Raw genomic sequence first — 23,593 nt, 5'->3', positions numbered from 1 at the left:
TTAATTTACCTGCTATTTCCCAAGTACGCCACCACTTTAATTTCAATTACCAAATCAGGGTGTGGTAATTGATGTACCGCTACGGTAGTTCTTGTGGGGCCTGTTTCCGCATCAAAGAATTCGGCATAGGCCTTATTGTATCCGGCAAAGTCGTTCATGTTTACTAAGAAAGAGGTCACATCAACAATATCACTTAATGTAGCACTTTCCTGTATTAATTTAAGTTCAATGTTTTTTAGGACTTCCCGTGTCTGAATCTCAATGTCGAGTAGCTTTGTACCCATTTGGTCAATGGTTTTAACTCCTGCGATACTGTTGTCGGATTGTCTTGAACTCGTACCGGATACGAATATAAAATCACCAACACGTTTTGTGTGAGGGTAAGCACCTCTGGGGGTAACACTGTCCTTATCTGTAATCATGTTTTAGGCTTTTGATATTTGAGAATATATAAATTTATGAAAACTGAAAACTATTTTTTTCAATTTTTTATGTTGATATAGGAATACAGTCTTAATTTATTGATAATATCCACGTTCTATTTGAAACCAGCAATCCTATCGTTTTCAAGAATAGCTTCTGTTTCTTGTTGCACTTTTTTTAATATGGATTTTAAATCATCCTCTTCCTGTATTGCGTTATTGGTCAATAGTTTTAATATAGCTTTATCCTGTGCTCGACCTTTTATCATGGCCTCTCTATAGCCGATGTGTTCATTAAATGTCACCAATGCGTATTTAGAATAATAGATTTCCGGAAATTCTTTTTCCAAAGCCATCTCCAATTTACGCTTTTTTTGAAATATAGGATTGGCCACATGATCTCGCATTTCATAAAAATTATCTATAGCCAGTTCTGCAATGGCGTCGGTATCTTTTTTTCTGGTTTTTTGATACGCAGCAAAAACAGCTTCCCAGTCATTATGGTTTTCCTCTAAAATGCTATCAAGTTCAACGACATCTTCAAATGAAGCGTTCATACCCTGTCCATAAAATGGAACGATGGCATGAGCAGCATCACCCATTAACAAGGTATTGCCCTTATAATGCCATGGGGAACATTTAACAGTGCCCAATGGTGAAGTTGGGTTTTGGAAATAATCATCCAATAGATTAGGCATTAAAGTCAAAGCATCCGGAAACTGAGTTTTAAAAAATTCAAGGACATGACTACTATGAGTTAAGTTGTTAAAGTTATATTCACCTTCATCATAACTTAAAAATAGGGTAACGGTAAAACTACCATCTAAGTTGGGTAAGGCTATGAGCATAAAATTTCCACGAGGCCATATGTGAAGTGCATTTTTGTAAGCCCTATAACCACCATTTTCGTTAGGCAGAATATGTAGTTCTTTGTAACCATGGGTTAAATAGTTTTGTGAAAAGCTGAAAAGGAATTTTTTGCTTAAATAATAACTTTGTCGCATGGCTGAACCCGCGCCATCAGTGGCAATGATAACATCGGCATCCTCTATAAAATCGGTATTGGTATCACAGTCTTTAAAAAGGGCTGTTGTCTTTTGAAAGTCAACAGTTTTACATTTTTTATTGAAATAGAAAGAGACATTAGGGTGTTTTTCAGCTTCATCTAGTAATAATGCATTGAGACCACTACGAGATACAGAATTGATATATTCATGATCGCGACCACTATAATTGGATTGAAATGTGTTACCTTTTACATCGTGGATCATTCTCCCATACATAGGGATACATAGGGATTTTACTTTATCCTCCAATCCTACTAATTTCATACCTTTATTACCGCGATCTGAGAATGCAAGATTAATGGATCGACCTGCATTTATATTGACCTTGCGTAGGTCTGGGCGCATTTCATAAACCGATACATTATAACCGCGTTGCCCTAAGCGTAATGCCAGAAGGCTCCCACAGAGACCAGCGCCGATTATAAGTACGTTTTGTTGTTTAGGCATTTAGCAGAATGGATTTCAGTTTGTCAACTAGGCGATATACGTCTTCAAAAGTATTGTACAATGGTACAGGTGCACATCGAATAACATCGGGTTCACGCCAATCACTTATCACTCCTACATGTGTTAATTTCCCGTACAAGGACTTATCTGCATCTTTGACCTGAATGGAGAGTTGACAACCACGTTCTTTATGGTTATTGGGTGTAATTATTCTAATGGTATCTTCTCCTAACTGTTGTAATAAAAATTGAAAATATCCGGTTAACTTTTTGGATTTCTTTGTTAGTTTTTCCATTCCAACTTCATTAAAGATATCCAATGAGGCTTTTATGGCCGCCATGGAAAGAATAGGCGGGTTACTGAGTTGCCAGCCTTCGGCACCGGGTAATTGTTCAAATTCTTGTCTCATGTTAAACCGGGTCTGTTTGTTATGACTCCACCACCCTGTAAATCGGTTCAAATCGTTACGATAAGCATGTCGCTCATGTACAAAACAACCGGCTAAACTTCCAGGTCCGGAATTTAAATATTTATAGGTACACCAAACTGCAAAATCAGCACCGGAATCGTGTAACTCTAAAGCGACGTTACCGGCACCATGAGCACAGTCGAACCCAACCGTGCAACCATGTTTATGACCAAGTTTGGTAATGCGTTTTAAATCTAAAAATTGTCCCGTATAGTAGTTGACCGCACCAACCATAATAAGGGCTATATCATCACCATGAACTTCAAGTATTTTCTCCAGATCATCATAACGGAGCAATTCCTCATTTTCTCGAGGTTTCCACTGAATCACACCGCTTTTGTAGTCCTGACAGTGATGCCTTAATTGGGATTCAATAGCATATTTATCCGATGGAAAAGCATCACTTTCGATAAGAATTTTATGACGAGTTTTGGTAGGTCTATAAAATGAAACCATCATGAAATGAAGATTGGCCGTAAGTGTATTCATGATGACAACTTCCAAAGGTTTGGCCCCCACAATTTTAGCCATGCTTTCGGTTAAAGTCTCATGGTACGTTAACCACGGGTTTGTTGCTTCAGTATGGCCTTTTACTCCCAAATTAGCCCAATCTTCAAGTTCCTGATTTATATAAGATTTAGTTTGTTTTGGTTGTAATCCAAGCGAATTTCCAGTCATATAAATGCATGTCTGTCCCTTGGTATCTTTTGGAATGTGAAATAGGTTTCTATAGGATTTTAGTTCATCATTTTGGTCTTGCCTAAGGGCATAATCCAATCCTAATTTGTAGTTTGACAATGTGGGTTGTTTTTCTGTTTCTAACAAAAATAAGAATTATAACTAAAGTAATGGATCTTTAAAATTGGGATTTTTGGGGTGACTTTTTTGTATATTTATGGGAAAATATCTGTTATGGGAACGAAAAGAGAATATACCAATGGGGAAGTAACTGTAGTTTGGGAAGCGAAGAAGTGTGTGCATTCGGGTATTTGTGTGAAAGGGCTCCCTGAAGTATTCAGACCAAGATTTAGGCCATGGGTAAAAATTGATGCGGCTACGTCTGATAACATAATTAATCAAGTTAAGCAATGTCCATCGGGCGCATTAAGTTATTATTTGAATAATAGGGTTGAGAAACCACCTGATCCTGTAAGCACCAAGATTGAAGTATTAAAAAATGGACCCCTATTAATACATGGAACAGTAGAGGTTATTCACAAGGATAAGATGAAGGAAATAAAGCATAGATCGACGGCATTTTGCAGATGCGGATACTCTAAGAATAAACCTTATTGTGATGGGACTCACTCAAAACAAGATTTTATAGGCTAGTTTTTAATAGGATTATTCTAAAAATAGGATTGTGTGAAACTTTTTATTTTATTCCAGGTATCCAATAACAAATCCAATTCACCGGGGTTTACTCCCCAACCATGACCTGCCTCCGGATAAAGTGTAAAATCATTCGTGACGTTTAATGTGTTTAGCCTGTCCCTTAAATCTGTACCTTGCGAAGTTGGGATTAAGGGATCTTGACCGCCATAGAACAGAATGGTTGGCGGCGCCGTATTCGTGACCTGATGCAGAGGACTAATCTCCTCAAGAAATGCGATGGTTGGATTAATGCCATAGGTGTCTAAAAAACTTTGCAATAAAGGATCAGTGTTTTGCAAATAAGCTGGATCAGTAAAATTGGTTGGGCCAACGATGCTACAAATCATTTTAACATTTTTCTGGTTGTCAAACGCATAACTCCATAATAGGGATAAATGCCCACCGGCACTAACTCCTAAAAAACCATAATTTTCTGAGATAACATAGTCTTCTCTATTAGCTTTTAATTGGTTTACAACTGTTGAAATATCATCGATTTGCATAGGATAAGGTGGGTTACTGTCATCCGATAGACGATAATTGATATTTACCAATGCTAAATCGGGAAAGTCAGTACGATATAAGTTTATTAAATAATCCATACTACTTTTATCACCTGAATTCCAACCTCCTCCATGAACAAAAATCATAACTTTAGTATTTAGGTCCCTGCCTTCCGGTAAATAAATATCATAAGTTTGGTTACTGTCTGAGCCATATGGAACATTAGTTAGCGTTTTATATTCCAGTACAATAGGATTAGAATTTTCAACACGCTCATCTGAGCAACTTAAACAAATAGCAGTCGTGACGATAAAACAAAAGACTAATTTCATTTGAATATTTTAGGGTTTTAAAAACTATGTAACATGATAAATAAAGAAATATTGTAGAAATAATCCAAAAATTAGCGTAAAAAACAAACCAGAACTAAATCAACTGTTGACTTAGTTCCGGTTTGTTTCAAGTTTTACATTAAGATATTACCAAAACAGGGCGTATAATACTGTGAGTATGATTAAAACAACAAAAGAACCAATGTTAAACAATGGAGAGGTTTTAAACAAGGCTTTGGTTATTGGTATGCCTTTATCGTCATCAGCACCTCGATGCTGTAGATAACTGTAAAGTGCAATTACACCCATTGTTAAAAGTAGGGTGTAGCCCATTTGATCCATAAAAGGTACATCTACAAAGAATGCCGAGGTTGACCATCCTTTAGGAGCTACTTTGAAATACATGGCAATGGGTATGGAGGTCAATGCACCAACAATGGCTCCCTGGTTTGTTGTTTTTTTCCAGAACAATCCTAGTAAAAATACGGCTAATATACCAGGGCTAACAACTCCCGTATACTCCTGAATAAATTGGAATGCCTGATCCAGATTACCTAACAGCGGCGCCATAATACAGGCAATCACCAAGGCGATAAAAGCAGAAAGTCTTCCCATGTTCACTGTAGCTTTATCGCTAGCCTTTTTATTGATATACTGTTTGTAAATATCCATTGTAAATATAGTAGAAGTAGAATTAAGCATGGAGGCCAAAGATGATACAATGGCAGCGGCAAGGGCAGCGAAAGCGACGCCTTTGAGACCTGTTGGTAAAAATTGTAATAACCAAGGGTATGCTTTATCGGCTTGTTCCAAAGAGGGCAGGTTTTCCTGAGCTATAACACCTAATCTGGCCATAATTTCAGGATCATTGATCATAACGTAAGCGGCAATTCCCGGAATAACAACAATTAATGGAATTACCAATTTTAAAAAGGCAGCTAATAATATACCTTTTTGAGCTTCTTTTAACGATTTTGCTGCTAAAGTACGTTGGATAATATATTGGTTGAAGCCCCAATAATATAAATTCGCAACCCACATTCCACCAACAAGTACACCTAAACCAGGAAGGTTCCTATATTCCGGATTAGATTCGTCTAATATCATTTCAAAACGTTCAGGGACGGCTTCAAAAACAGTACGCAAACCTGAAATGACACCATGACCTTCAGATACAGTATTCAGGGCCAGATAAGTGGTTACTAACCCACCTAAAACCAAAAAGACAACTTGTATAACATCGGTCCATGCAACCGCAGAGAGACCCCCATACAGTGAGTAAGCCGCAGCAAATAAAGCCAAACCAATCACACCATAAATTAAGGGGATACCAATAATGGTCTCCAGAGCCAGTGAACCTAAGTACAATACGGTGGTTAGATTGACAAACACATACAGTGCAATCCAGAAAACCGCTAAAATAGTCTTTAAGTTTGTTGAATAGCGTTTTTCCACAAACTCCGGAATGGTATAAAGTCCCTTATCAATAAATATGGGCAAAAAGTATTTACCAACAATGATTAAGGTTATGGCGGCCATCCATTCATAAGACGCTATGGCCAATCCTGATGCAAAACCGGAACCTGACATCCCTATAAACTGTTCAGCAGATATGTTTGCAGCAATTAATGATGCTCCAATAGCCCACCATGGTAGGGATTTACTGGCTAAAAAATAGTCCTCAGCATTTTTTTGATGCCCTTTTTTGTCTCTCGAAACCCATAAACCTACGCCCAATATTAGAATGGCATATGCTATAAAGACAATATAATCCCAAATGTGAAATCCAGATGTCATAGTTTTAGTTTTGTTTAGTTGTTAGAAATTTAATCTCAAAAGCCAAATATATAAATTAAAAATGATATTTCAACAAAAAAAACCAAACTAGTAGGGTGTAGTAGGGTTTTAAAAAAAAATTGTATATTTGCACTATAGATGATCACCATAAAAAGTAATATAGGGAAAGCTAAATACAAGCAAATTGTTAATTCAATTGAAGACGCTATTGCCGCAGGTGTTATTAAAAATGGAGATCGACTTCCTTCGATTAATGCTATTAAAGAAGAGCATGCTTTGTCTAGAGATACTGTTTTAATGGCATTTAATGAATTGAAAAACCGAGGCATCATTCAGTCAATTGTTGGTAAGGGCTATTTTGTGTCCAGTGAAGACATCCACGTAAAGCAAAAAATATTTTTACTTTTCGATGAGCTTAATGCGTTTAAAGAGGATTTATATAATTCCTTTTTAGAACAACTGGGTGAAAATATTCACGTTGATATATTCTTTCATCATTTTAATAAGGATATTTTTAGCAAACTCATTTATGATAATATCGGGGCATATAACTATTATGTGATTATGCCTGCCAACTTATCGGATACCAATTCGGTCATTAAGAATTTGCCTTCGGACAGGGTTTATATTTTGGATCAAATTCATGACGATTTAGCCCATTATGCAGCCATTTACCAGAATTTTGAAGACGCCATTTACCAGAACCTAAGTAAGGTCAAACATCTTATTCATAAATACGATAAGTTGGTGTTGGTCTTTCCTGAGGATAAGCAACCCATAGGGATGTTGAAAGGGTTTCAACGATTCTGTGAAACCTATAAATTGCCCAATATGGTGATTAATTCAGCTAAACATATAACGCCTAGCCGAGGTGAAGTATATATTATCCCAGATGATAAAAATTTACTGTACATCATTAAACCATTGAAAAGTAAAAATCTATCTCTTGCTAAGGATGTTGGTGTAATATCTTATAATGATTCTTTGCTAAAAGAAATTGTGTGTGGAGGAATAACCACAATATCAACAGATTTTAACAGCATGGGTCAACGTCTGGCAAAAATGATTCTTAACAAAGAGCATAAACAAATAGAAAACCCCAATAATTTAATCATTAGAAATTCACTTTAGACAATCTATTTTATATGTACCAAATTATTCATCATAAAGAATTAAATCAACTTGAAGTAGAACACCCTGGTCTTAAGAACCGTGCTAAAATATGCCTAAATGATGGCGCTAGCCTGCAGGAATTCCAACTCAACGGTCATGCCATTATTCAAGACCTTTCCCCTTTAACCTATGAGAGCACCTATGCCTCCTCTATATTGTTTCCATTTGCAAATCGAGTTAAAGATGGTGTTTATGCTTATGCAGGTAAGAACTTTCAGTTGGACATAAATCAAGTCGAAGAAAATAATGCCCTACATGGGTTAGTGTACAATAAAACCTTTAATCTTGTTGACTGTAAAACTACCTCAGATACAGCACATATTACTTTAGAGTATATAGAGACTAAAGCCTCAAAAGGATTTCCCTATACATTTTCCATACAATTGGAATATATTTTTGGTATAGACAGTTTGGATTTAGGAGTTCATATAAAGAATACAGATCAAACAGCCTTTCCATTTACTATAGGTTGGCACCCCTATTTTATTAGTGATAACCTGTATGAGAGCTCAATACAATTCAACAGTACCCAAAAAATCATATTGGGGGAACGTAATATAACTACGGGTGTTGCTGAAACAAGAACAAATCTGCCCTTATTGATTAAAGGACAACAACTTGATGATTGCTGGAGATTGAATTCGGATGAGGTGTTATTTAGGACTCCAAAATACAATTTACAGTTTAATGCATCAGGGACGAATAATTTTTTGCAAATATATACGCCACCAAAGAACAATGCTATCGCCATAGAACCTACCACAGGTATTTCAGACAGCTTTAATAATAAAATAGGTTTACAAGAATTACAACCTAATGAATTATATAGTATTACATGGAGTTTGAGGATAAATGAAAATAACTAAACTAAATACAAATGAAAGCACAATTAATTAATGATGTGAAGAACCGTTATGTGGAGGCATATGGGGTTGAGCCACTACTTATTTTTTCTCCAGGTAGAATAAATATTATAGGTGAGCATACCGATTATAATGATGGATTTGTATTTCCCGCCGCTGTCGATAAAGGCATTGCGGCAGCCATACAAAAAAGTGATTCCGGTTTGTCATCGGCACATGCATTGGATATGGATAGTCGAATTGAATTTCAATTGGATAAATTAAAACCTCGGGCAGAGGGAAGCTGGGAGAACTATGTTTTGGGTGTCGTGGCCGAAATCCAAAATAGAAATAAAGTTGTGGGGGACTTTAATATTATTTTTAGAGGAGATATCCCAAGTGGTGCCGGTATGTCTTCATCGGCCGCATTGGAAAATAGTGTGGTATTTGGTCTCAATGAACTTTTTGATTTAGGCTTATCTAAGCAGGACATGATACTCATCTCGCAAAAGGCAGAACATAACTATGTGGGTGTAAAGTGCGGAATAATGGATCAATATGCAAGTATGTTTGGAAAGAAAAACCATGCTCTACTATTAGATTGCAGAACGGTAAAATCCAAGCCATATGAAATAGATTTTAAAGACCACCAATTAATGCTAATCAATACCAATGTAAAGCATAGTTTATCGGATAGTGCTTACAATGATAGACGTTCCGCCTGTGAAAGCATTGCAGAATTATTAGGTGTTAAAGCGTTAAGAGATGCTACCTTAATTGATTTAGAAGGAGTTAGGGCTGAAGTAACACCCGAAAATTATCAAAAGGCGTTGTATGTAATTCAGGAAAACAACAGGGCTGTTATGGCTTCTAAGGCAATAGAGGATGGAGATTTAGTGGCCCTTGGCAAATTGATATACGGGTCGCATGATGGCTTGTCGAAGCAATATAAAGTTAGTTGTGAGGAATTAGATTTTTTAGTTGAACAAGCTAAGATGAACAACCAGGTATTGGGAGCGAGAATGATGGGTGGAGGTTTCGGCGGTTGCACCATTAATTTGATTGAAAAATCCGCCACAGAGGCTTTTGCCGATACGGTTTCTCAAGCCTATCAAAAGGCATTTGGTAAAGCATGTTCTATTTATTTTATAGAACTTTCAGATGGCACTCATATTGTTCACTAGACTATTAAAATTATCAAATAATGAAAAATACAGATTTACAGGATTATTCACATAAACGATTGAATATATTAACGGGGGAATGGGTTTTGGTGTCACCCCACAGAGCCAAACGGCCTTGGCAAGGGCAAAATGAGGCCGTGTCTAACGAAAAACGGCCCACCTATGATGATACGTGCTATTTATGTGCGGGTAACACAAGAATTAATGGCGAGGTCAATCCAAAGTATGAAGACGTATTTATTTTTACCAATGATTTTGCCGCATTGCAAAGTGATTCACCTAATTTTTCATTGAAGGAAGGTTTAATGGTTGCACAAAGTGAGAAAGGCATTTGTAAAGTGGTTTGCTTTAGTCCTGACCATTCTAAGAGTCTTGCCGATATGGATCCGGTCGACATCCAAAAAGTAGTTGCCGCATGGCAAAAGGAATATGCCGAACTTGGAGCAAACGATTTGATAAATTATGTACAGATATTTGAAAATAAAGGAGCGGTTATGGGATGTAGCAATCCCCATCCTCATGGACAAATTTGGAGTCAATCCACTTTGCCTAACGAAGTAGATAAGAAAAATACCCAACAATTAAACTATTATACAAAAAACAATAGCAGTTTATTGGGTGATTATTTAAAACAGGAGTTGGAACATGAAGAACGTATTATTTTTCAGAATGATGCCTTTGTCGTGTTAATTCCGTTTTGGGCAGTCTGGCCTTTTGAGGCGATGATAGTCCCTAAGAAACACCAACCAAGTATATTGGATATGAATGATGAAGAAGCTTTTCTTTATGCAGAAGCCATTTCGGTGTTAACCAAGGCATACGATAAGTTGTTCAATACTTCTTTTCCCTATTCGAGTGGCATACACCAGGCGCCAACCAATGGACAAGATAATGCTCATTGGCATTGGCATATGAGTTTTTATCCGCCGTTATTGCGAAGTGCAACAGTTAAAAAATTCATGGTGGGCTATGAAATGTTTGGATCCCCACAGCGTGATATTACTGCAGAGACAGCAGCACAACGTATAAAGGACTTGATTTAGTTTTAAATCTTGAGTTAGTTGAGTAAAACCATTACCACCATGAGAGGTAATGGTTTTTTTAATGATGACGATTAAACTATTATTCAATATTAATGTCTTATCCTTGAAGCAAATACATCTTAACTATGAAACAAAAACAAATTCAGCATTTATATATGAGGGCCGGATTTGGAATAGGTTTGAATGCGCTGAATAATTTAAAGTCCATGTCAAAAACCAAGATTATCAATGCGATGTTTTCGGCTTCAGAAAATCCAATACCCATTCAACTTGATCTTTCCGAATTTGAATCGGTGGTGCAAATGAACACTACCGGGCGTAATAATTCAGATTTAAAAAATACGCAAGAGCTTTTAAAGAAAAGCAGAATAAAAATAAGGGACTTAAATTACACTTGGATAGAACGCTTGTGTACAACAGATGCCATTTTAAACGAAAAAATGACCTTGTTTTGGGCCAATGTTTTTGTTTGTCGGGATAATAATATTCTTCATTTTCAGCAATATAATAACACCCTCAGAAAGCATGCCTTAGGTAACTTTAAAGACTTTATAAAAGCCATTGCCAAGGAACCTTCAATGAGTAAGTATTTGAATAATAGGCAAAACATAAAGGAAAGTCCTAATGAAAATTTCGCACGCGAATTAATGGAGTTGTTCACACTGGGAATAGGTAATTATACAGAACAAGATATCAAAGAAGCAGCCAGGGCGTTTACGGGATGGTCTTTTAAACCCAATGGTGATTTCTTTCTACGCAAAGTTAAACACGATTTTGAGAAAAAGACATTTTTTGGCAAGTCGGGTCATTTTGATGGCGACGATGTTATAGACATTATATTAGAACAGAAGCAGTGCGCCCGGTTTATTTGTGGGAAAATATATACGTATTTTGTAAACCCTGAAATTGATGCCAAAAGATTGGAGGAACTTACAGATTATTTTTATCAAGATTACAATATTAAAGCATTGATGCATTATATCTTTAGCTCTGACTGGTTTTATGAAGCTAAAAATGTTGGTGTTAAGATAAAATCCCCCATGGAGTTATTGGTAGGCATTAATACCATAATTTCGATGTCCTTTGTTAACAAAAAACAACTGTTTTATTTACAAAAAATGATGGGCCAGGTACTGTTGTATCCTGTTAATGTTGCGGGTTGGAGAGGCGACAAATCGTGGATAGATTCCAATACATTAATGTTTAGAATGAAATTGCCTTCCTTGCTTTTAAATAATGCCCAAATAAACCTGAAGGAAAAAGGGGAGTTCGAGGATACCTTTACTAATTATTATAAACAAAAAGGTAAAAATAGATTTTTTAAAGTCAATAGCGACTGGGATGCTTTTAATAAACAGTATGGAAAACTGAGGCCAGCTGAATTAAAACGTCTGCTTTTGGTTGCCTCTACCGACCAGGATACAGAAGCTTTAGTTTCCAATCTTTTAGTAAGATCTAACAGGGATTTTTGTATCCAGCTAATGTCCTTACCGGAATATCAATTATGTTAATTGTTAAACTATACACAAATGAATAGAAGGGATTTTGTTAAGCAAAGTGCATTGGCCAGTAGTTTATGGTTTGTGCCAAATTTTGTAAAGGCCTTCGAACATGTGGCAAAAAATACCTTAGGCGTTAAGAAATTGGTTATTATCCAGCTTTCTGGAGGAAATGATGGTTTAAATACTATTGTACCATACACTAATGATGTTTACTACAAGAAAAGGCCTCAGATTTCGATTGGCAGGAACAATCTTATAAAAATTAATGACGAATTAGGATTTAATATTAACCTGGCACCCCTAAAAAATTTATTCGATCAAGGCTATCTCACCATTATTAACAATGTTGGTTATCCAAACCCCAATCGGTCTCATTTTAGATCCACCGATATATGGCATACAGCAAGCGACCCAAAAGAATATTTAAATACAGGTTGGCTTGGACGCTATATTGAATTGTTCGGTAAAATGCCTTATGCGGGTATTGAGTTGGATGATAGTTTGTCTTTAATAATGAAAGGAGAACATATAAATGGCATTGCTACTAAAAACCCAAAAATATTGTATGGAAATACGCACACCCCATATTTTAAAAAGATCCTAAACTATCAGACCGATGACCATTTAAGTGAACATAATTTGGGCTATCTCTATAAAACAATGATAGAAGCCAAATCATCTGCTAATTATATTTATGAGACCTCAAAAACTTATAAGAGTAAGTTTTCTTATCCAGATAATCCATTTGCCGGTCAACTTAAAACAACTGCTGAATTTATAAATTCCAATTTAAAGACATCGGTCTATTATATTTCCATGGGAGGATTCGATACCCATGCTAATCAATCCAATAGACAAAGTCGGTTATTGAGAACCTATAGCGAATCTATTGAAGTTTTTATAAAGGAATTAAAAGAAAATGATACATTTAAAGATACGTTGATTCTTACCTTTTCAGAGTTTGGTCGGCGTGTTAAACAAAATGCCGCTTCTGGCACCGATCATGGCGCAGCAAATAACGTTTTCCTCATAGGTGAAAACCTAAAAACACAAGGATTTTACAATGAATCACCAAACCTGTTAAGACTGGATGATAATGGGGATTTAATCTATACCGTTGATTTTAGATCTATTTATGCTACTATTTTGGACCAATGGTTAAATGTTAAGGATAGTGCCATTTTGAATCGAAAATTCAGTAAACTCGATTTGTTTACATGATATGTAAGAAGTATGAGTTTTGATTATAATAATGGACTTTAAATTACAAGAGATGGTTATTTTTCGTACCTTGTAAGCTTAACACTAAACCCATTAAATATGAAAACTATTTGTTCTTTATTATGTATTGCCTTACTTTTTATGTCCTGCCAAGAAAAGGTTGATAATACAGCAGAACTAAAATTTGAAGCTAATTCCAAAACCGTTCTGGCTAATCTACAACAGTGGCAAGATGAGAATCTTGACTATTCGGTTTACGCAGATGATTTTGTTTTATTGGAAACGATGTTTGGAGCCGAAAAGGATTCCATTTCCTTAGAGGAGATGAAAGAATCTGATAAAAGGTCATGGGAGTATTTTGATTTTAAAATGCTTAATGAACCAGTATTATTACCAGGTGTAAATCCAGATACAAAAGAACCCGATGGATCCGTTAGACATTATAGTACTTGGGAAGTTACGCTTCCGGCAACCGATTCCACAGAGGCAAAATCCGGTAAAATAAAATTATATGAATCTTTTGATTTTAATGATGAAGGCAAAATTGCATTTCAACAAATTTATGGTGATTTCACTGGACTATTAAATCATTTAATGAAAAAGGAAGAGACCATGGATAACGAAGATATGGCAGAGGAATAAAACAACGCTTTTATGTACAAATTTGATTTCCCCTTATCCACAATATGGTTAAGGGGTTTTTTATTCTAATAAACGAAAATAATTCGAAGACAAAACATTGTAATAATTTATGAATAGTAAGCTGTATTTAGTTTATCCAGATCATTCAGAATCAGGAACCTTAGAGACCCTACCCGATACCAACGGAATGGAACTTATTGCTGAACGTGATTTTTTAGATAAATATAAGACCATGTCATTCCCTTGTAAAATATGTACAACTTCTGAAGCTACTTTGGATAGTATTCTGAATGGAATCGATGATGATGTAACAAAAACAGCCATAGAATCCATGAAGGATAAACTCTTATTCCGTAAGTTATTGCAGGATGATTTTCCCGCACTAAAGTATTATTACATTAATTACGACGATATTAAAGCATTAAAAATTTCAAATAAGAAAGTCCTTAAGCCTGTAAAAGGATGTTTTGGTACTGCAGTAAAAATTATTGACGAACACAGTGATTTAAACTTAATCGCTGAAGAAATCAAATCGGAAATTGGGGTAAACTCATCGGTGTTTTCAGATAGTGTTTTATCTCAAAATGCATTTCTACTTGAAGATTTTATCGATGGGGAAGAATATGCTGTGGATATGTTTTACGACTCTCAGGGAAAACCTCATATTGTTAATATTTATTACCATCCCCTTCCAAAACACCAGGACTATTTGCATATGATATACTATACAAGTAAAATAATTTTTGAAACAGTTTACGATGAGGCCATGACGTTCTTTTATAAGTTGAACGCTAAATTACAGGTGAAGAACATGGCCCTTCATTCGGAATTTAAGCGATCCCATAAACTGGTACCCATAGAAATTAATGCCATGCGATTTGGTGGCATGGGATTAGGAAACATGATATATCACAGCTTAAAGGTGAACCCTTACGAGCATTTTATTAATGAACAAAGTCCTAATTGGGATAGGATATGGAGGGATTGGCCTACTAGTAATTTTGTCTATTTTATAGCTTATAATGGTACTGACATTAATAAGGCCCTACAGCGGCCCAATTTAAATAAATTGGAAAACGAGTTTACCAAGATTTTAAACAGGACCAGTTTTGATTACAGGAAACAATTGGCCTTTGGAGTTTATACCCTTGAGGAAAGTAGTGAAAACATTGAAAAGCTGTTGAAAATTGATTTTAATGACTATTTTGACCCCGATAATTAAGGAAATGCCTATGATGCCATAAGAGGTAGACGTTCGTTTGGTCTAATTTAGCCATCCATCTTTTATAAATAAGCATAGTTAAAAGCTATTAAAAAAAAAGATGGCATGGGTTGGTAATGGTAAAAATTAAAAACCCCACTCATTAATACAAATAAGTAGGGATTTAAATTGCTGAGTCGGAGTTCACTTGAATACCTTTTCTTATATTTTCTCAATTTTTACAGAATATAATTCTCCGTCAATGATTGATCCAATATACTTGCCATTTTTAGGAGGGGTTTCATTTAAAATTGGATAAACTGCAACGATTTTTATTTCTTTAGATACTATCTTTTTAAAAATCCTTGTTGTTTTATTGTAATCATAGAGGGTGGCGTACCAAACAAGATAGCCCAAATCCTTACTAATTGTATTTCCATATGTAAAGTCTTCTATTGGCTTCATCCGTATGTGGTAAATTTTTTTATAAATGGAATAATGAATAGTTGAATTCTTTTAACTTTTCTTTTTTAACCTCCTCGTAATTCTCATCAAGTGATTTCATAAATTCATTGAGATTGATAACCTTTTCAATAACGACTTGTGATTTCTCTTGGGCACCCATTTCTTTCAATGCAATGGAAATCTTATTAAGTATTTCAGCTGTTCTATAATATTGCTTTATAAGATAAACAGCTTCTGAAGGGTCAATATCGTCATCTGCATTAGCCTCTTTAACAAGGTTAAAGTATTCGTTGTATATATTTTGTGCTGAATTGAAAGTTGCCAACTCACCTTTTATCTGAAATGTCCTTATTAATCTATCGAGTTGATTTTCATGTTTATATCCTCCTGTTGAAGAACCCAATACTTTTTTTGCTTTTGAATAATTCTCAACCCTTCTATAGGGCGTTGAATGTGCATCGCCTAATAATTTGTTACTTGCCGCTTTTCCATAATTTCTTCCAATCCCCGTACAATTGCCTTAGTGAAAGTTTCTATCATTTTTAATATTAATTTGATTGAAAGTAAAGGTACAATTTTATTATTCGTAAGATAAATATTATTCTTTGTAAGAGAAAAGGTATATATTATCGAATGTGTCAATTCACAAAAGTCATTATGAGAAAAGGAAAACCTTACACTGTTGAGACTTTCGAAAAGTTTTTATTAAAATTCCCTATTGTCAAGATTATTTTTAGCAATAAAGAAATAGAGGAATTTTTAAAGATACATGCCGGGGGTAACGAATTTCGTAACCATTGTTGGTCGTTATTCAACAAGACTCTAATTAATAATGGTAAAAGATTTTCAGAATCTGGGGATGAAGAAAGGTTTTATAATTTCAAGTTGAAAAATTAATATGGATTCTTTTGAATTGTTCCAATCTTTTCTTTCTGACCATACTGACCATATTGATAAACATCTGTTCCACCACTGTAATTATCCTCATAGGTTTGAGTTTTTTGTTTTTGACCATACTGACCATATTGATAAACATCCGTTCCGCCACCATAATTTTGTTGTGTAGTTGCTGCTTTTTGCTTCTGACCGTATTGACCATAAGTATAAATATCATAATTAGGAGATGTTTGAGCGTTCAAATCCATATTTAAAACAAAAGCGAATAGAAAGCAAAAAATTAAATTTTTCATATTTAGAATTTTAATAATATTATATTATAACGAGTTAATCGTATTTGTAATATATAATAGGTTTAAGATTCTAATTTATTAAAATTAAATCGGATAAACTATCAAAGTGTAATATAATTCATATAAAGCACTTAAAATTATCTATACTTAAAGAAATAATTTTAAAGAATAATATTAAGTTTGATTATTCTATCGTTGTAATAGAAAAATCGTATAAATTATCAACTAAATTATCAACTAAATTATCAACTAAATTATCAACTAAATTATCAACTAAATTATCAACTAAATTATCAACCATAAATAAAAACTCCCATAAACATTAATGTTATGGGAGTTAACTGTGGAGTCGGAGAGAATCGAACTCTCGTCCAAACAAGTTATCAAATAGCCTTCTACACGTTTAGTTTTTATTTGGTTTTCGACTAAAAGCCGACTAAAAACCATCTACTTTTAGCTTATCATCTTAAGTTTCGAAGCATTATCGATGCACTAACACCTCTAGGTTTACTTTTACGATGCCCCAAATTAGAACGCCATAAACCAAGGCTTTCAAGGGACATTTAGCTTTCCCGCCTAGCGGGACAAAGGCTTGAACTTACTATAATTCGGTTCTTAAGCAGCTAAAGCGTAGTTATTCTCGCCGTTTAATATTTGGTCTAGCCTTTTACGTGTTTCAAAACCCTTACACGACGTGCTTACCATTCAATACATCTCGCTGTCAAAACCAGTCGACCCCATGATGAGATAGTAAATTACAAATTTATAAGATCACAAAGAATCTCAAACTCAGGCCAGCAAAGTTATCAAAAACTTTGTAATTCAATATAAATCCGAGTATTTTAGTGCAAAAATTATTCCATAATACTATTATGAAGTTTGCCATCATAAAAGAACGCAAAAATCCGCCAGATCGTCGTGTTGTCTTTTCACCATCAAAGCTAAAACAAGTCAAAATCCAATTTCCGGAAAGTAATTTTAAAGTGGAATCATCAGATATACGAATTTTTCCGGACAGGCAATATCAGGAAGCCGGATTCAAGGTGACCGACGATGTGTCCGGTTGTGATGTGATGATAGGTGTAAAAGAAGTTCCGATAGAGGCACTAATACCCAATAAAACATACTTTTTTTTCTCCCACACCATCAAAAGGCAACCCTACAACAGAGGGTTATTGAAAGCTATTTTAGATAAAAACATTGAGCTATACGATCATGAAGCTATTGTGAACATTGAAGGCTTCCGATTAATCGGATTTGGACGCTATGCCGGTTTGGTAGGGGCCTATAATGGATTTCGAGCCTTGGGTTTAAAGAACAAACTGTTTCAATTGCCCAAAGTGGAATCCCTTGCCGATTTGAATGCCGTAAAAATGGAGTTGGACAAAATAAAAGTGCCAAATATTAAAATTTTGCTTTCAGGCACCGGAAAAGTCGCTCGTGGAGCAAAAGAAATTTTAGACCATTTAAAAATAAAGGAGGTTAGTGATGCCTTGTACTTAACCTCTAAATTTACCGAACCCGTGTATTGTATGGTTGATGTTATGGAGTATGCCAAACGTAAAGATGGTAAAGTGGGTAATACTAATGAATTTTATAAAGATCCGTCAGGTTATGAAAGTAATTTTATGCCTTATGCCAAGGAAACTAACTTTTTTATAGCAGGACATTTTTATGGTGATGGTGCTCCATTTTTGTTTACCCGTGAAGATGCCAAAGACCCTGATTTTAAAATTGATTTGATCGCTGATATTAGTTGTGATATCAATGGTCCTGTGGCGAGCACCATAAGACCGTCAACCATCGCCGACCCGTTTTACGGTTATGATCCCTTGTTAGAGCAGGAAGTGGCATTTGATGCTAAAGGGGCTATTACGGTAATGGCGGTAGACAATTTGCCATGCGAATTGCCCAAAGATGCCAGCGAAGGTTTTGGAGATATGTTTTTAGAACATGTGATCCCTGCCTTTTATAACGGTGATAAGGATGGTGTCTTACGACGTGCTAAAATTACGGAGAACGGACGATTAACCGAACGGTTTGCTCATTTGCAGGATTATGTTGATGACATGGAGTAAAACAATAGGAAAATAAAGGATTGATAAAAGCAGGTTTCTATCCTTGTGTTTTGAATAATTATCCTGAATAATTAATTGATGAATATCTTTTTATAGTTGATAAAAAAGAGTTACCTTATAAGGTGATTAACTGAGTATTAACCATAAAGTAATGAGTCATGAATCCTCCTTTATTATTTACGGTTTTTATTGTGGTATTTCTATTATCAGGGATACGCATTATTTTTGAATACAAACGCGCTATAAAATTTAGGTTTGGCAGATATATTAAGACCTTACAGCCTGGATTTAGATGGATTATTCCCCTGGTTGAAACGATACAAATAGTGGATATCAGGGTGATAACCATAAATGTGGTTTCGCAAGAGGTTATGACAGAAGATAACGTACCCTGCAGTATTGATGGGGTGGTATTTTTTAAGGTTGTCGACCCGGAGATGGCCGTCTTGGAGGTTGAAGAATACAAATTTGCCATTACACAATTATCACAAGCAGCTTTACGTGATGTCTGTGGTAAGGTTGAATTGGATACCATTTTGTCTAAACGGGAAGAAATGGGTAAGAACATCAAGAATATCGTTGAAATTGAAACTAAGGAATGGGGCATTGAAATTATAGATGTTAAAATAAAAGATATTCAATTGCCTGAAAACATGAAACGCATGATGGCTAACCAGGCTGAAGCAGAACGCTCGAGACGAGCTCGAATCATTTTAGCACTAGCCGAAGAGCAAGCGGCCGGGAAGTTATTAGAGGCTGGTAAGTTAATCGATCAGTCCCCATCGGCAATTAAATTAAGATTGTACCAAACCTTATCCAATATCGCCTCCGAGAAAAATTCAACCATACTGTTTCCATTCCCGGAGGAAGTATTGCATAAAGAAAAAAAATGATGATAGGGAAAAGGAATTAACGGTAATGATTATTAACTGTTATGAATTTTTATTAGGTTTGAATGGTCAAGACTACATCATGCCATTTCTAAGATTTTGAAACCAGTTGACCAATACTTCATAAACCAAAAGGAACCATACCAATCTATAATGCTTTATGTGAGAGGTGTTATTTTAAATACTTTACCCGATGTAAGCGAAAGATACAGTTACAAAATTCCGTTTTACCATATTGGAAAGAAACCCCTGTTATACTTAAACATTTTAAAAGGAAGGGATTACGTCGATATCGCATTCGTACAAGGTGTTTTATTGGAAAAAGAGTTTCCCTTACTTAAGAATGACAACCAACGCAAACAGGTGCGGTCAATTCAATTAAAAGCATTGGAAGATTTAGATCAAGAGCAATTTGTCAGCCTTTTGCAAACCGCCGCAAATCACATCAGGCATAGTACCAGGTCCTGGTTCTTATAAGTTCAAGTTAATTGGTTGGCTTGCAAACCATATAGGAGATCACCTTTTTTTATGGTACTTGAATTTCTTCTCTTTAATTAAATTTGTTTATGGTTTTCCTAATGGCGACCAAATGGGTGAGTAGTCGTTCCAAATTATTTAAATGGAGCATGTTGGCACCGTCACTTTTCGCATGGGCAGGATCGAAATGGGTCTCAATAAATAAACCATCTACATGATTAACAACACCGGCGCGGGCAATGGTTTCAATCATATCCGGTCTCCCTCCGGTAACCCCTGCGGATTGATTGGGTTGTTGCAGTGAATGGGTCACATCCAAAACGGTTGGGGCATAATTTCTCATAGTAGGAATGCCCCTAAAATCTACAATCATGTCTTGGTAACCAAACATGGTGCCACGGTCTGTAATCCACACCTTATCATTTCCTACATCTTTCACCTTTTGTACCGCATGTTTCATGGCTTCCGGACTCATAAACTGCCCCTTTTTAAGATTTACGACTTTACCTGTTTTGGCTGCAGCAACTACCAAATCCGTTTGGCGGACTAAAAAGGCCGGTATCTGCAAAACATCAACATATTGCGCTGCAAAAATAGCATCTGAAATTTCATGGATGTCAGTAATCGTAGGAATATCAAAGGTGCCTGAAACTTTTTTTAAAATTTTGAGGGCCTTTTCATCCCCAATTCCGGTAAAACTATCAATCCGACTTCGGTTTGCTTTTTTAAAGCTGCCTTTAAATACATAAGGGATTTCAAGCTTATTGGTAATATTCACAATGGTTTCTGCAATACGCAAGGCCATGTCCTCACCCTCAATGGCGCAAGGGCCGGCTAGTAAAAAAAAGTTATTAGAGTCTGTATGCTTTAGTTTGGGTAACTGGTGCAGATTCATTGGCTTCCATTTTCAAATTATGGAACAAAGATACTATTAAATGTATAATTTTATAATTGAATTCTACGATTTTGTATGGGAATGGCAACCGCAGCTTTACCCATATTAAGTGTCTAAAAACAAGAAAGATAAGGTATTTAATGCCTTCTTTTTTACCAAAAATAAAAAAGAAAGCCCAAAACAAACATTACTATAAATATATCCATTATTTATAAGTACCTTTGCACGCTTAAAATAAGGCATAGAGTTATGGCTAATATTAAAAATATTGCAATCATCGCACACGTGGATCATGGTAAGACCACCTTGGTTGATAAAATTATGTACCATTGTCAGTTGTTTCGGGAAAATGAAAATACAGGTGATTTAATTCTGGATAATAATGATCTGGAACGTGAACGTGGCATTACAATTACTTCAAAAAATGTGTCGGTCACCTATAAGGAGACCAAGATTAACATAATTGATACTCCCGGTCACGCCGATTTTGGAGGTGAAGTGGAACGTGTTCTTAATATGGCCGATGGGGTGTTGTTGTTGGTTGATGCCTTTGAGGGCCCCATGCCCCAAACCCGGTTTGTGTTGCAAAAGGCATTAGATTTAGGGTTGAAGCCTTGTGTGGTTATCAACAAAGTTGATAAAGAAAACTGTACCCCTGAGGAAGTACATGAAAAGGTATTCGACTTAATGTTTGAACTTGGGGCAGAGGAATGGCAGCTGGATTTCCCAACCGTTTATGGATCGGCTAAAAACAATTGGATGAGTGAGGATTGGCAAAACCAAACCGACAGTATTGAACCCCTACTGGATATGGTAATTAACCATATCCCGTCGCCTAAAATTGTGGAAGGTACGACCCAAATGTTGATTACCTCTTTAGATTACTCTTCATTTACAGGACGTATTGCTATTGGTCGTTTAACCCGTGGTGAATTAAAAGTGGGGCAGAACATATCATTGGTAAAGCGTAATGGAACGGTTGTCAAGTCAAAAATTAAGGAACTCCATACTTTTGAAGGATTAGGTCGTAAAAAAGTAGATCAGGTCATTGCCGGAGATATTGGTGCATTGGTAGGACTTGAAGGCTTTGAAATTGGAGATACTATTGCCGATTGGGAAAATCCGGAAGGATTAAAAACAATTGCTATAGATGAACCTACCATGAGTATGCTGTTTACCATTAATGATTCACCTTTTTTTGGAAAAGATGGTAAGTACGTGACATCCCGTCATATAAAAGAACGACTAACCAAAGAGTTGGAGAAAAACCTGGCCTTACGGGTAGAAGAAACCGATAGCGCTGATAAATTTATGGTTTTTGGTCGTGGTGTACTGCATTTATCGGTATTAATCGAGACGATGCGACGCGAAGGTTATGAAATGCAGATCGGACAACCACAAGTAATCATTAAAGAAATAGATGGGGTAAAATGTGAGCCGGTTGAAGAAATGACCATAGATTTACCGGAAGAGGTTTCAGGAAAAGCCATAGAAATGGTAACCTTAAGAAAAGGTGAAATGCTAAGCATGGAAGCTAAAGGAGACCGTATGGTATGTCAATTTATGGTGCCGTCGCGAGGTATTATTGGGTTGAGAAACCAATTACTTACGGCTACTGCCGGAGAGGCCATTATGGCGCATCGTTTTAAAGAATATCAACCTTTAAAGGGAGGCATTCCGGAACGACAAAATGGAAGTTTGGTTTCCATGGAAAAGGGACAGGCTATTCCGTATTCCATTGACAAATTACAGGAGCGTGGTAAGTTCTTTATCGATCCCGGAGAAGATATTTATGAGGGACAGGTCATTGGTGAAAATTCTCGAGGAGATGATATGGTGGTAAATGTGACCAAGACAAAAAAATTGAGTAATGTACGTTCTTCAGGTGCCGACGATAAGGCTAAAATAGTACCAGCGATTAAGTTTTCATTGGAAGAGGCCCTGGAGTATATTCAAAAAGATGAATATGTTGAAGTTACCCCAAACCATTTACGCTTACGAAAAATATTATTGACTGAAGTGGAACGAAAGCGCAGTAAAGTGATTTAATACCTTTAAATAGCAAAAATATAAAGAGAAATTTTTTCAAAGATTTCTCTTTTTTTTTAATATTGATTTATGGATTTATTTGGTATTACAGGATTGGAATATATTGGTTATTTGGCCTCTTTAATGGTATTGTTGTCATTTATCATGAAAACGGTCAAAACATTGCGCCTTGTAAATATGATGGGTTGTATCTTGTTTATTATTTACGGATTTTTAATGCCATCACTTCGTATTGGATTACCCATTATCATTGCCAATACAGCCATTCTTTTGGTTAATTTTTATTATCTAATTTACGGACCCGGATTGGAAAAATAATGTAATTATTA

Annotated in this window: 23 protein-coding genes and 1 other RNA gene; 14 read left to right on the top strand and 10 right to left on the bottom strand. The window is 35.8% G+C overall.

The features are described from left to right. Positions 1 to 5: 5 nt before the first annotated feature. From MR054_RS01075 to kynU, 3 genes are all read right to left on the bottom strand, one after another. Positions 6 to 422 carry a RidA family protein gene (locus MR054_RS01075; RefSeq protein WP_242155351.1) on the bottom strand — a complete coding sequence of 139 codons (417 nt, stop codon included), beginning with the start codon at positions 420 to 422 and terminating at the stop codon, positions 6 to 8. Positions 423 to 538: 116 nt separating this feature from the next. After that, positions 539 to 1,936 carry an FAD-dependent oxidoreductase gene (locus MR054_RS01070; RefSeq protein WP_242085661.1) on the bottom strand — a complete coding sequence of 466 codons (1,398 nt, stop codon included), beginning with the start codon at positions 1,934 to 1,936 and terminating at the stop codon, positions 539 to 541. Continuing rightward, positions 1,929 to 3,203 (bottom strand): kynureninase, encoded by a 1,275-nt coding sequence (kynU, locus tag MR054_RS01065; RefSeq protein WP_242156351.1) that lies wholly within the window; start codon positions 3,201 to 3,203, stop codon positions 1,929 to 1,931. The genes MR054_RS01070 and kynU overlap by 8 nt, the downstream gene beginning before the upstream one ends. Before the next feature lie 114 nt (positions 3,204 to 3,317). Between kynU and MR054_RS01060 the strand changes: the two genes are divergently transcribed. Further along, the gene (locus MR054_RS01060) at positions 3,318 to 3,737 is read left to right on the top strand and encodes a (4Fe-4S)-binding protein (RefSeq protein WP_242085662.1); all 420 of its coding nucleotides are present in this window, start codon (positions 3,318 to 3,320) and stop codon (positions 3,735 to 3,737) included. A gap of 17 nt (positions 3,738 to 3,754) precedes the next feature. Here MR054_RS01060 and MR054_RS01055 read toward each other — a convergent pair whose 3' ends face one another. After that, a complete protein-coding gene (locus MR054_RS01055) occupies positions 3,755 to 4,615 on the bottom strand; it encodes an alpha/beta hydrolase (protein ID WP_242155350.1) in 861 nt (286 codons plus the stop codon). A 147-nt stretch (positions 4,616 to 4,762) separates the two neighbouring features. Beyond that, positions 4,763 to 6,412, bottom strand: a complete 1,650-nt coding sequence (locus MR054_RS01050) for a sodium/sugar symporter (RefSeq protein WP_242085664.1) — start codon at positions 6,410 to 6,412, stop codon at positions 4,763 to 4,765. Positions 6,413 to 6,550: 138 nt separating this feature from the next. Here MR054_RS01050 and MR054_RS01045 point away from each other — a divergent pair, with 138 nt between their 5' ends. From MR054_RS01045 to MR054_RS01010, 8 genes are all read left to right on the top strand, one after another. After that, complete coding sequence (locus MR054_RS01045; RefSeq protein WP_242155349.1) at positions 6,551 to 7,543, top strand: GntR family transcriptional regulator; 993 nt, start codon at positions 6,551 to 6,553, stop codon at positions 7,541 to 7,543. Positions 7,544 to 7,557: 14 nt separating this feature from the next. After that, positions 7,558 to 8,451: an aldose 1-epimerase gene (locus MR054_RS01040; protein WP_242155341.1), complete on the top strand. Its 894-nt coding sequence runs from the start codon at positions 7,558 to 7,560 to the stop codon at positions 8,449 to 8,451. An 11-nt stretch (positions 8,452 to 8,462) separates the two neighbouring features. Beyond that, entirely contained in the window at positions 8,463 to 9,611 is a 1,149-nt protein-coding gene (gene galK / locus MR054_RS01035; protein WP_242085667.1) for a galactokinase, read from the top strand. A 20-nt stretch (positions 9,612 to 9,631) separates the two neighbouring features. After that, positions 9,632 to 10,654, top strand: coding sequence for a UDP-glucose--hexose-1-phosphate uridylyltransferase (locus tag MR054_RS01030; protein ID WP_242155339.1), 1,023 nt, complete (start codon positions 9,632 to 9,634; stop codon positions 10,652 to 10,654). 125 nt (positions 10,655 to 10,779) lie between these two features. Continuing rightward, a complete protein-coding gene (locus tag MR054_RS01025; RefSeq protein ID WP_242155337.1) occupies positions 10,780 to 12,165 on the top strand; it encodes a DUF1800 domain-containing protein in 1,386 nt (461 codons plus the stop codon). 18 nt (positions 12,166 to 12,183) lie between these two features. Then, positions 12,184 to 13,377 (top strand): DUF1501 domain-containing protein, encoded by a 1,194-nt coding sequence (locus MR054_RS01020; RefSeq protein WP_242155327.1) that lies wholly within the window; start codon positions 12,184 to 12,186, stop codon positions 13,375 to 13,377. A gap of 99 nt (positions 13,378 to 13,476) precedes the next feature. Then, positions 13,477 to 14,019 (top strand): hypothetical protein, encoded by a 543-nt coding sequence (locus MR054_RS01015; RefSeq protein WP_242085671.1) that lies wholly within the window; start codon positions 13,477 to 13,479, stop codon positions 14,017 to 14,019. A gap of 109 nt (positions 14,020 to 14,128) precedes the next feature. Then, positions 14,129 to 15,241 (top strand): ATP-grasp domain-containing protein, encoded by a 1,113-nt coding sequence (locus MR054_RS01010; protein WP_242155325.1) that lies wholly within the window; start codon positions 14,129 to 14,131, stop codon positions 15,239 to 15,241. 201 nt (positions 15,242 to 15,442) lie between these two features. Here MR054_RS01010 and MR054_RS01005 read toward each other — a convergent pair whose 3' ends face one another. The 4 genes from MR054_RS01005 to ssrA all read right to left on the bottom strand — a co-directional run bounded on the left by MR054_RS01005 (position 15,443) and on the right by ssrA (position 17,614). Further along, positions 15,443 to 15,685, bottom strand: coding sequence for a hypothetical protein (locus tag MR054_RS01005; protein WP_242155322.1), 243 nt, complete (start codon positions 15,683 to 15,685; stop codon positions 15,443 to 15,445). Between the two features lie 19 nt (positions 15,686 to 15,704). Then, positions 15,705 to 16,088 (bottom strand): hypothetical protein, encoded by a 384-nt coding sequence (locus tag MR054_RS01000; RefSeq protein ID WP_242155320.1) that lies wholly within the window; start codon positions 16,086 to 16,088, stop codon positions 15,705 to 15,707. 490 nt (positions 16,089 to 16,578) lie between these two features. Then, a complete protein-coding gene (locus MR054_RS00995) occupies positions 16,579 to 16,875 on the bottom strand; it encodes a hypothetical protein (protein ID WP_242155318.1) in 297 nt (98 codons plus the stop codon). 341 nt (positions 16,876 to 17,216) lie between these two features. Next, positions 17,217 to 17,614, bottom strand: a transfer-messenger RNA (tmRNA) gene (gene ssrA / locus MR054_RS00990). 133 nt (positions 17,615 to 17,747) lie between these two features. On the opposite strand from ssrA, the gene MR054_RS00985 reads away from it, so the two are divergent. From MR054_RS00985 to MR054_RS00975, 3 genes are all read left to right on the top strand, one after another. Further along, positions 17,748 to 18,953, top strand: coding sequence for an NAD(P)-dependent oxidoreductase (locus MR054_RS00985; protein ID WP_242155317.1), 1,206 nt, complete (start codon positions 17,748 to 17,750; stop codon positions 18,951 to 18,953). Positions 18,954 to 19,111: 158 nt separating this feature from the next. Beyond that, a complete protein-coding gene (locus MR054_RS00980; RefSeq protein ID WP_242085673.1) occupies positions 19,112 to 19,846 on the top strand; it encodes a slipin family protein in 735 nt (244 codons plus the stop codon). A gap of 150 nt (positions 19,847 to 19,996) precedes the next feature. Beyond that, positions 19,997 to 20,320 (top strand): DUF1801 domain-containing protein, encoded by a 324-nt coding sequence (locus tag MR054_RS00975; protein ID WP_242155316.1) that lies wholly within the window; start codon positions 19,997 to 19,999, stop codon positions 20,318 to 20,320. A 73-nt stretch (positions 20,321 to 20,393) separates the two neighbouring features. Here MR054_RS00975 and kdsA read toward each other — a convergent pair whose 3' ends face one another. Next, positions 20,394 to 21,215 carry a 3-deoxy-8-phosphooctulonate synthase gene (gene kdsA / locus MR054_RS00970; protein WP_242155315.1) on the bottom strand — a complete coding sequence of 274 codons (822 nt, stop codon included), beginning with the start codon at positions 21,213 to 21,215 and terminating at the stop codon, positions 20,394 to 20,396. Positions 21,216 to 21,464: 249 nt separating this feature from the next. Between kdsA and typA the strand changes: the two genes are divergently transcribed. After that, the gene (gene typA / locus MR054_RS00965; protein WP_242155314.1) at positions 21,465 to 23,264 is read left to right on the top strand and encodes a translational GTPase TypA; all 1,800 of its coding nucleotides are present in this window, start codon (positions 21,465 to 21,467) and stop codon (positions 23,262 to 23,264) included. Between the two features lie 69 nt (positions 23,265 to 23,333). Next, positions 23,334 to 23,582, top strand: coding sequence for a uroporphyrinogen decarboxylase (locus MR054_RS00960; RefSeq protein WP_242155313.1), 249 nt, complete (start codon positions 23,334 to 23,336; stop codon positions 23,580 to 23,582). The last annotated feature ends 11 nt before the right edge of the window (positions 23,583 to 23,593 follow it).

This window comes from Aestuariivivens sediminis (assembly GCF_022662105.1).
Lineage (GTDB): Bacteria > Bacteroidota > Bacteroidia > Flavobacteriales > Flavobacteriaceae > Aestuariivivens > Aestuariivivens sediminis.
This window is presented reverse-complemented; position numbering and strand designations above follow the sequence as displayed.

Excerpts from the sequence above, each read along its gene's own strand:
- MR054_RS01075 (WP_242155351.1), bottom strand. The coding sequence starts at position 422 with ATGATTACAGATAAGGACAGTGTTACCCCCAGAGGTGCTTACCCTCAC.
- MR054_RS01070 (WP_242085661.1), bottom strand. The coding sequence starts at position 1,936 with ATGCCTAAACAACAAAACGTACTTATAATCGGCGCTGGTCTCTGTGGG.
- MR054_RS01060 (WP_242085662.1), top strand. The coding sequence starts at position 3,318 with ATGGGAACGAAAAGAGAATATACCAATGGGGAAGTAACTGTAGTTTGG.
- MR054_RS01055 (WP_242155350.1), bottom strand. The coding sequence starts at position 4,615 with ATGAAATTAGTCTTTTGTTTTATCGTCACGACTGCTATTTGTTTAAGT.
- MR054_RS01050 (WP_242085664.1), bottom strand. The coding sequence starts at position 6,412 with ATGACATCTGGATTTCACATTTGGGATTATATTGTCTTTATAGCATAT.
- MR054_RS01045 (WP_242155349.1), top strand. The coding sequence starts at position 6,551 with ATGATCACCATAAAAAGTAATATAGGGAAAGCTAAATACAAGCAAATT.
- MR054_RS01040 (WP_242155341.1), top strand. The coding sequence starts at position 7,558 with ATGTACCAAATTATTCATCATAAAGAATTAAATCAACTTGAAGTAGAA.
- galK (WP_242085667.1), top strand. The coding sequence starts at position 8,463 with ATGAAAGCACAATTAATTAATGATGTGAAGAACCGTTATGTGGAGGCA.
- MR054_RS01030 (WP_242155339.1), top strand. The coding sequence starts at position 9,632 with ATGAAAAATACAGATTTACAGGATTATTCACATAAACGATTGAATATA.
- MR054_RS01025 (WP_242155337.1), top strand. The coding sequence starts at position 10,780 with ATGAAACAAAAACAAATTCAGCATTTATATATGAGGGCCGGATTTGGA.
- MR054_RS01020 (WP_242155327.1), top strand. The coding sequence starts at position 12,184 with ATGAATAGAAGGGATTTTGTTAAGCAAAGTGCATTGGCCAGTAGTTTA.
- MR054_RS01015 (WP_242085671.1), top strand. The coding sequence starts at position 13,477 with ATGAAAACTATTTGTTCTTTATTATGTATTGCCTTACTTTTTATGTCC.
- MR054_RS01010 (WP_242155325.1), top strand. The coding sequence starts at position 14,129 with ATGAATAGTAAGCTGTATTTAGTTTATCCAGATCATTCAGAATCAGGA.
- MR054_RS01005 (WP_242155322.1), bottom strand. The coding sequence starts at position 15,685 with ATGAAGCCAATAGAAGACTTTACATATGGAAATACAATTAGTAAGGAT.
- MR054_RS00995 (WP_242155318.1), bottom strand. The coding sequence starts at position 16,875 with ATGAAAAATTTAATTTTTTGCTTTCTATTCGCTTTTGTTTTAAATATG.
- MR054_RS00985 (WP_242155317.1), top strand. The coding sequence starts at position 17,748 with ATGAAGTTTGCCATCATAAAAGAACGCAAAAATCCGCCAGATCGTCGT.
- MR054_RS00980 (WP_242085673.1), top strand. The coding sequence starts at position 19,112 with ATGAATCCTCCTTTATTATTTACGGTTTTTATTGTGGTATTTCTATTA.
- MR054_RS00975 (WP_242155316.1), top strand. The coding sequence starts at position 19,997 with ATGCTTTATGTGAGAGGTGTTATTTTAAATACTTTACCCGATGTAAGC.
- kdsA (WP_242155315.1), bottom strand. The coding sequence starts at position 21,215 with ATGAATCTGCACCAGTTACCCAAACTAAAGCATACAGACTCTAATAAC.
- typA (WP_242155314.1), top strand. The coding sequence starts at position 21,465 with ATGGCTAATATTAAAAATATTGCAATCATCGCACACGTGGATCATGGT.
- MR054_RS00960 (WP_242155313.1), top strand. The coding sequence starts at position 23,334 with ATGGATTTATTTGGTATTACAGGATTGGAATATATTGGTTATTTGGCC.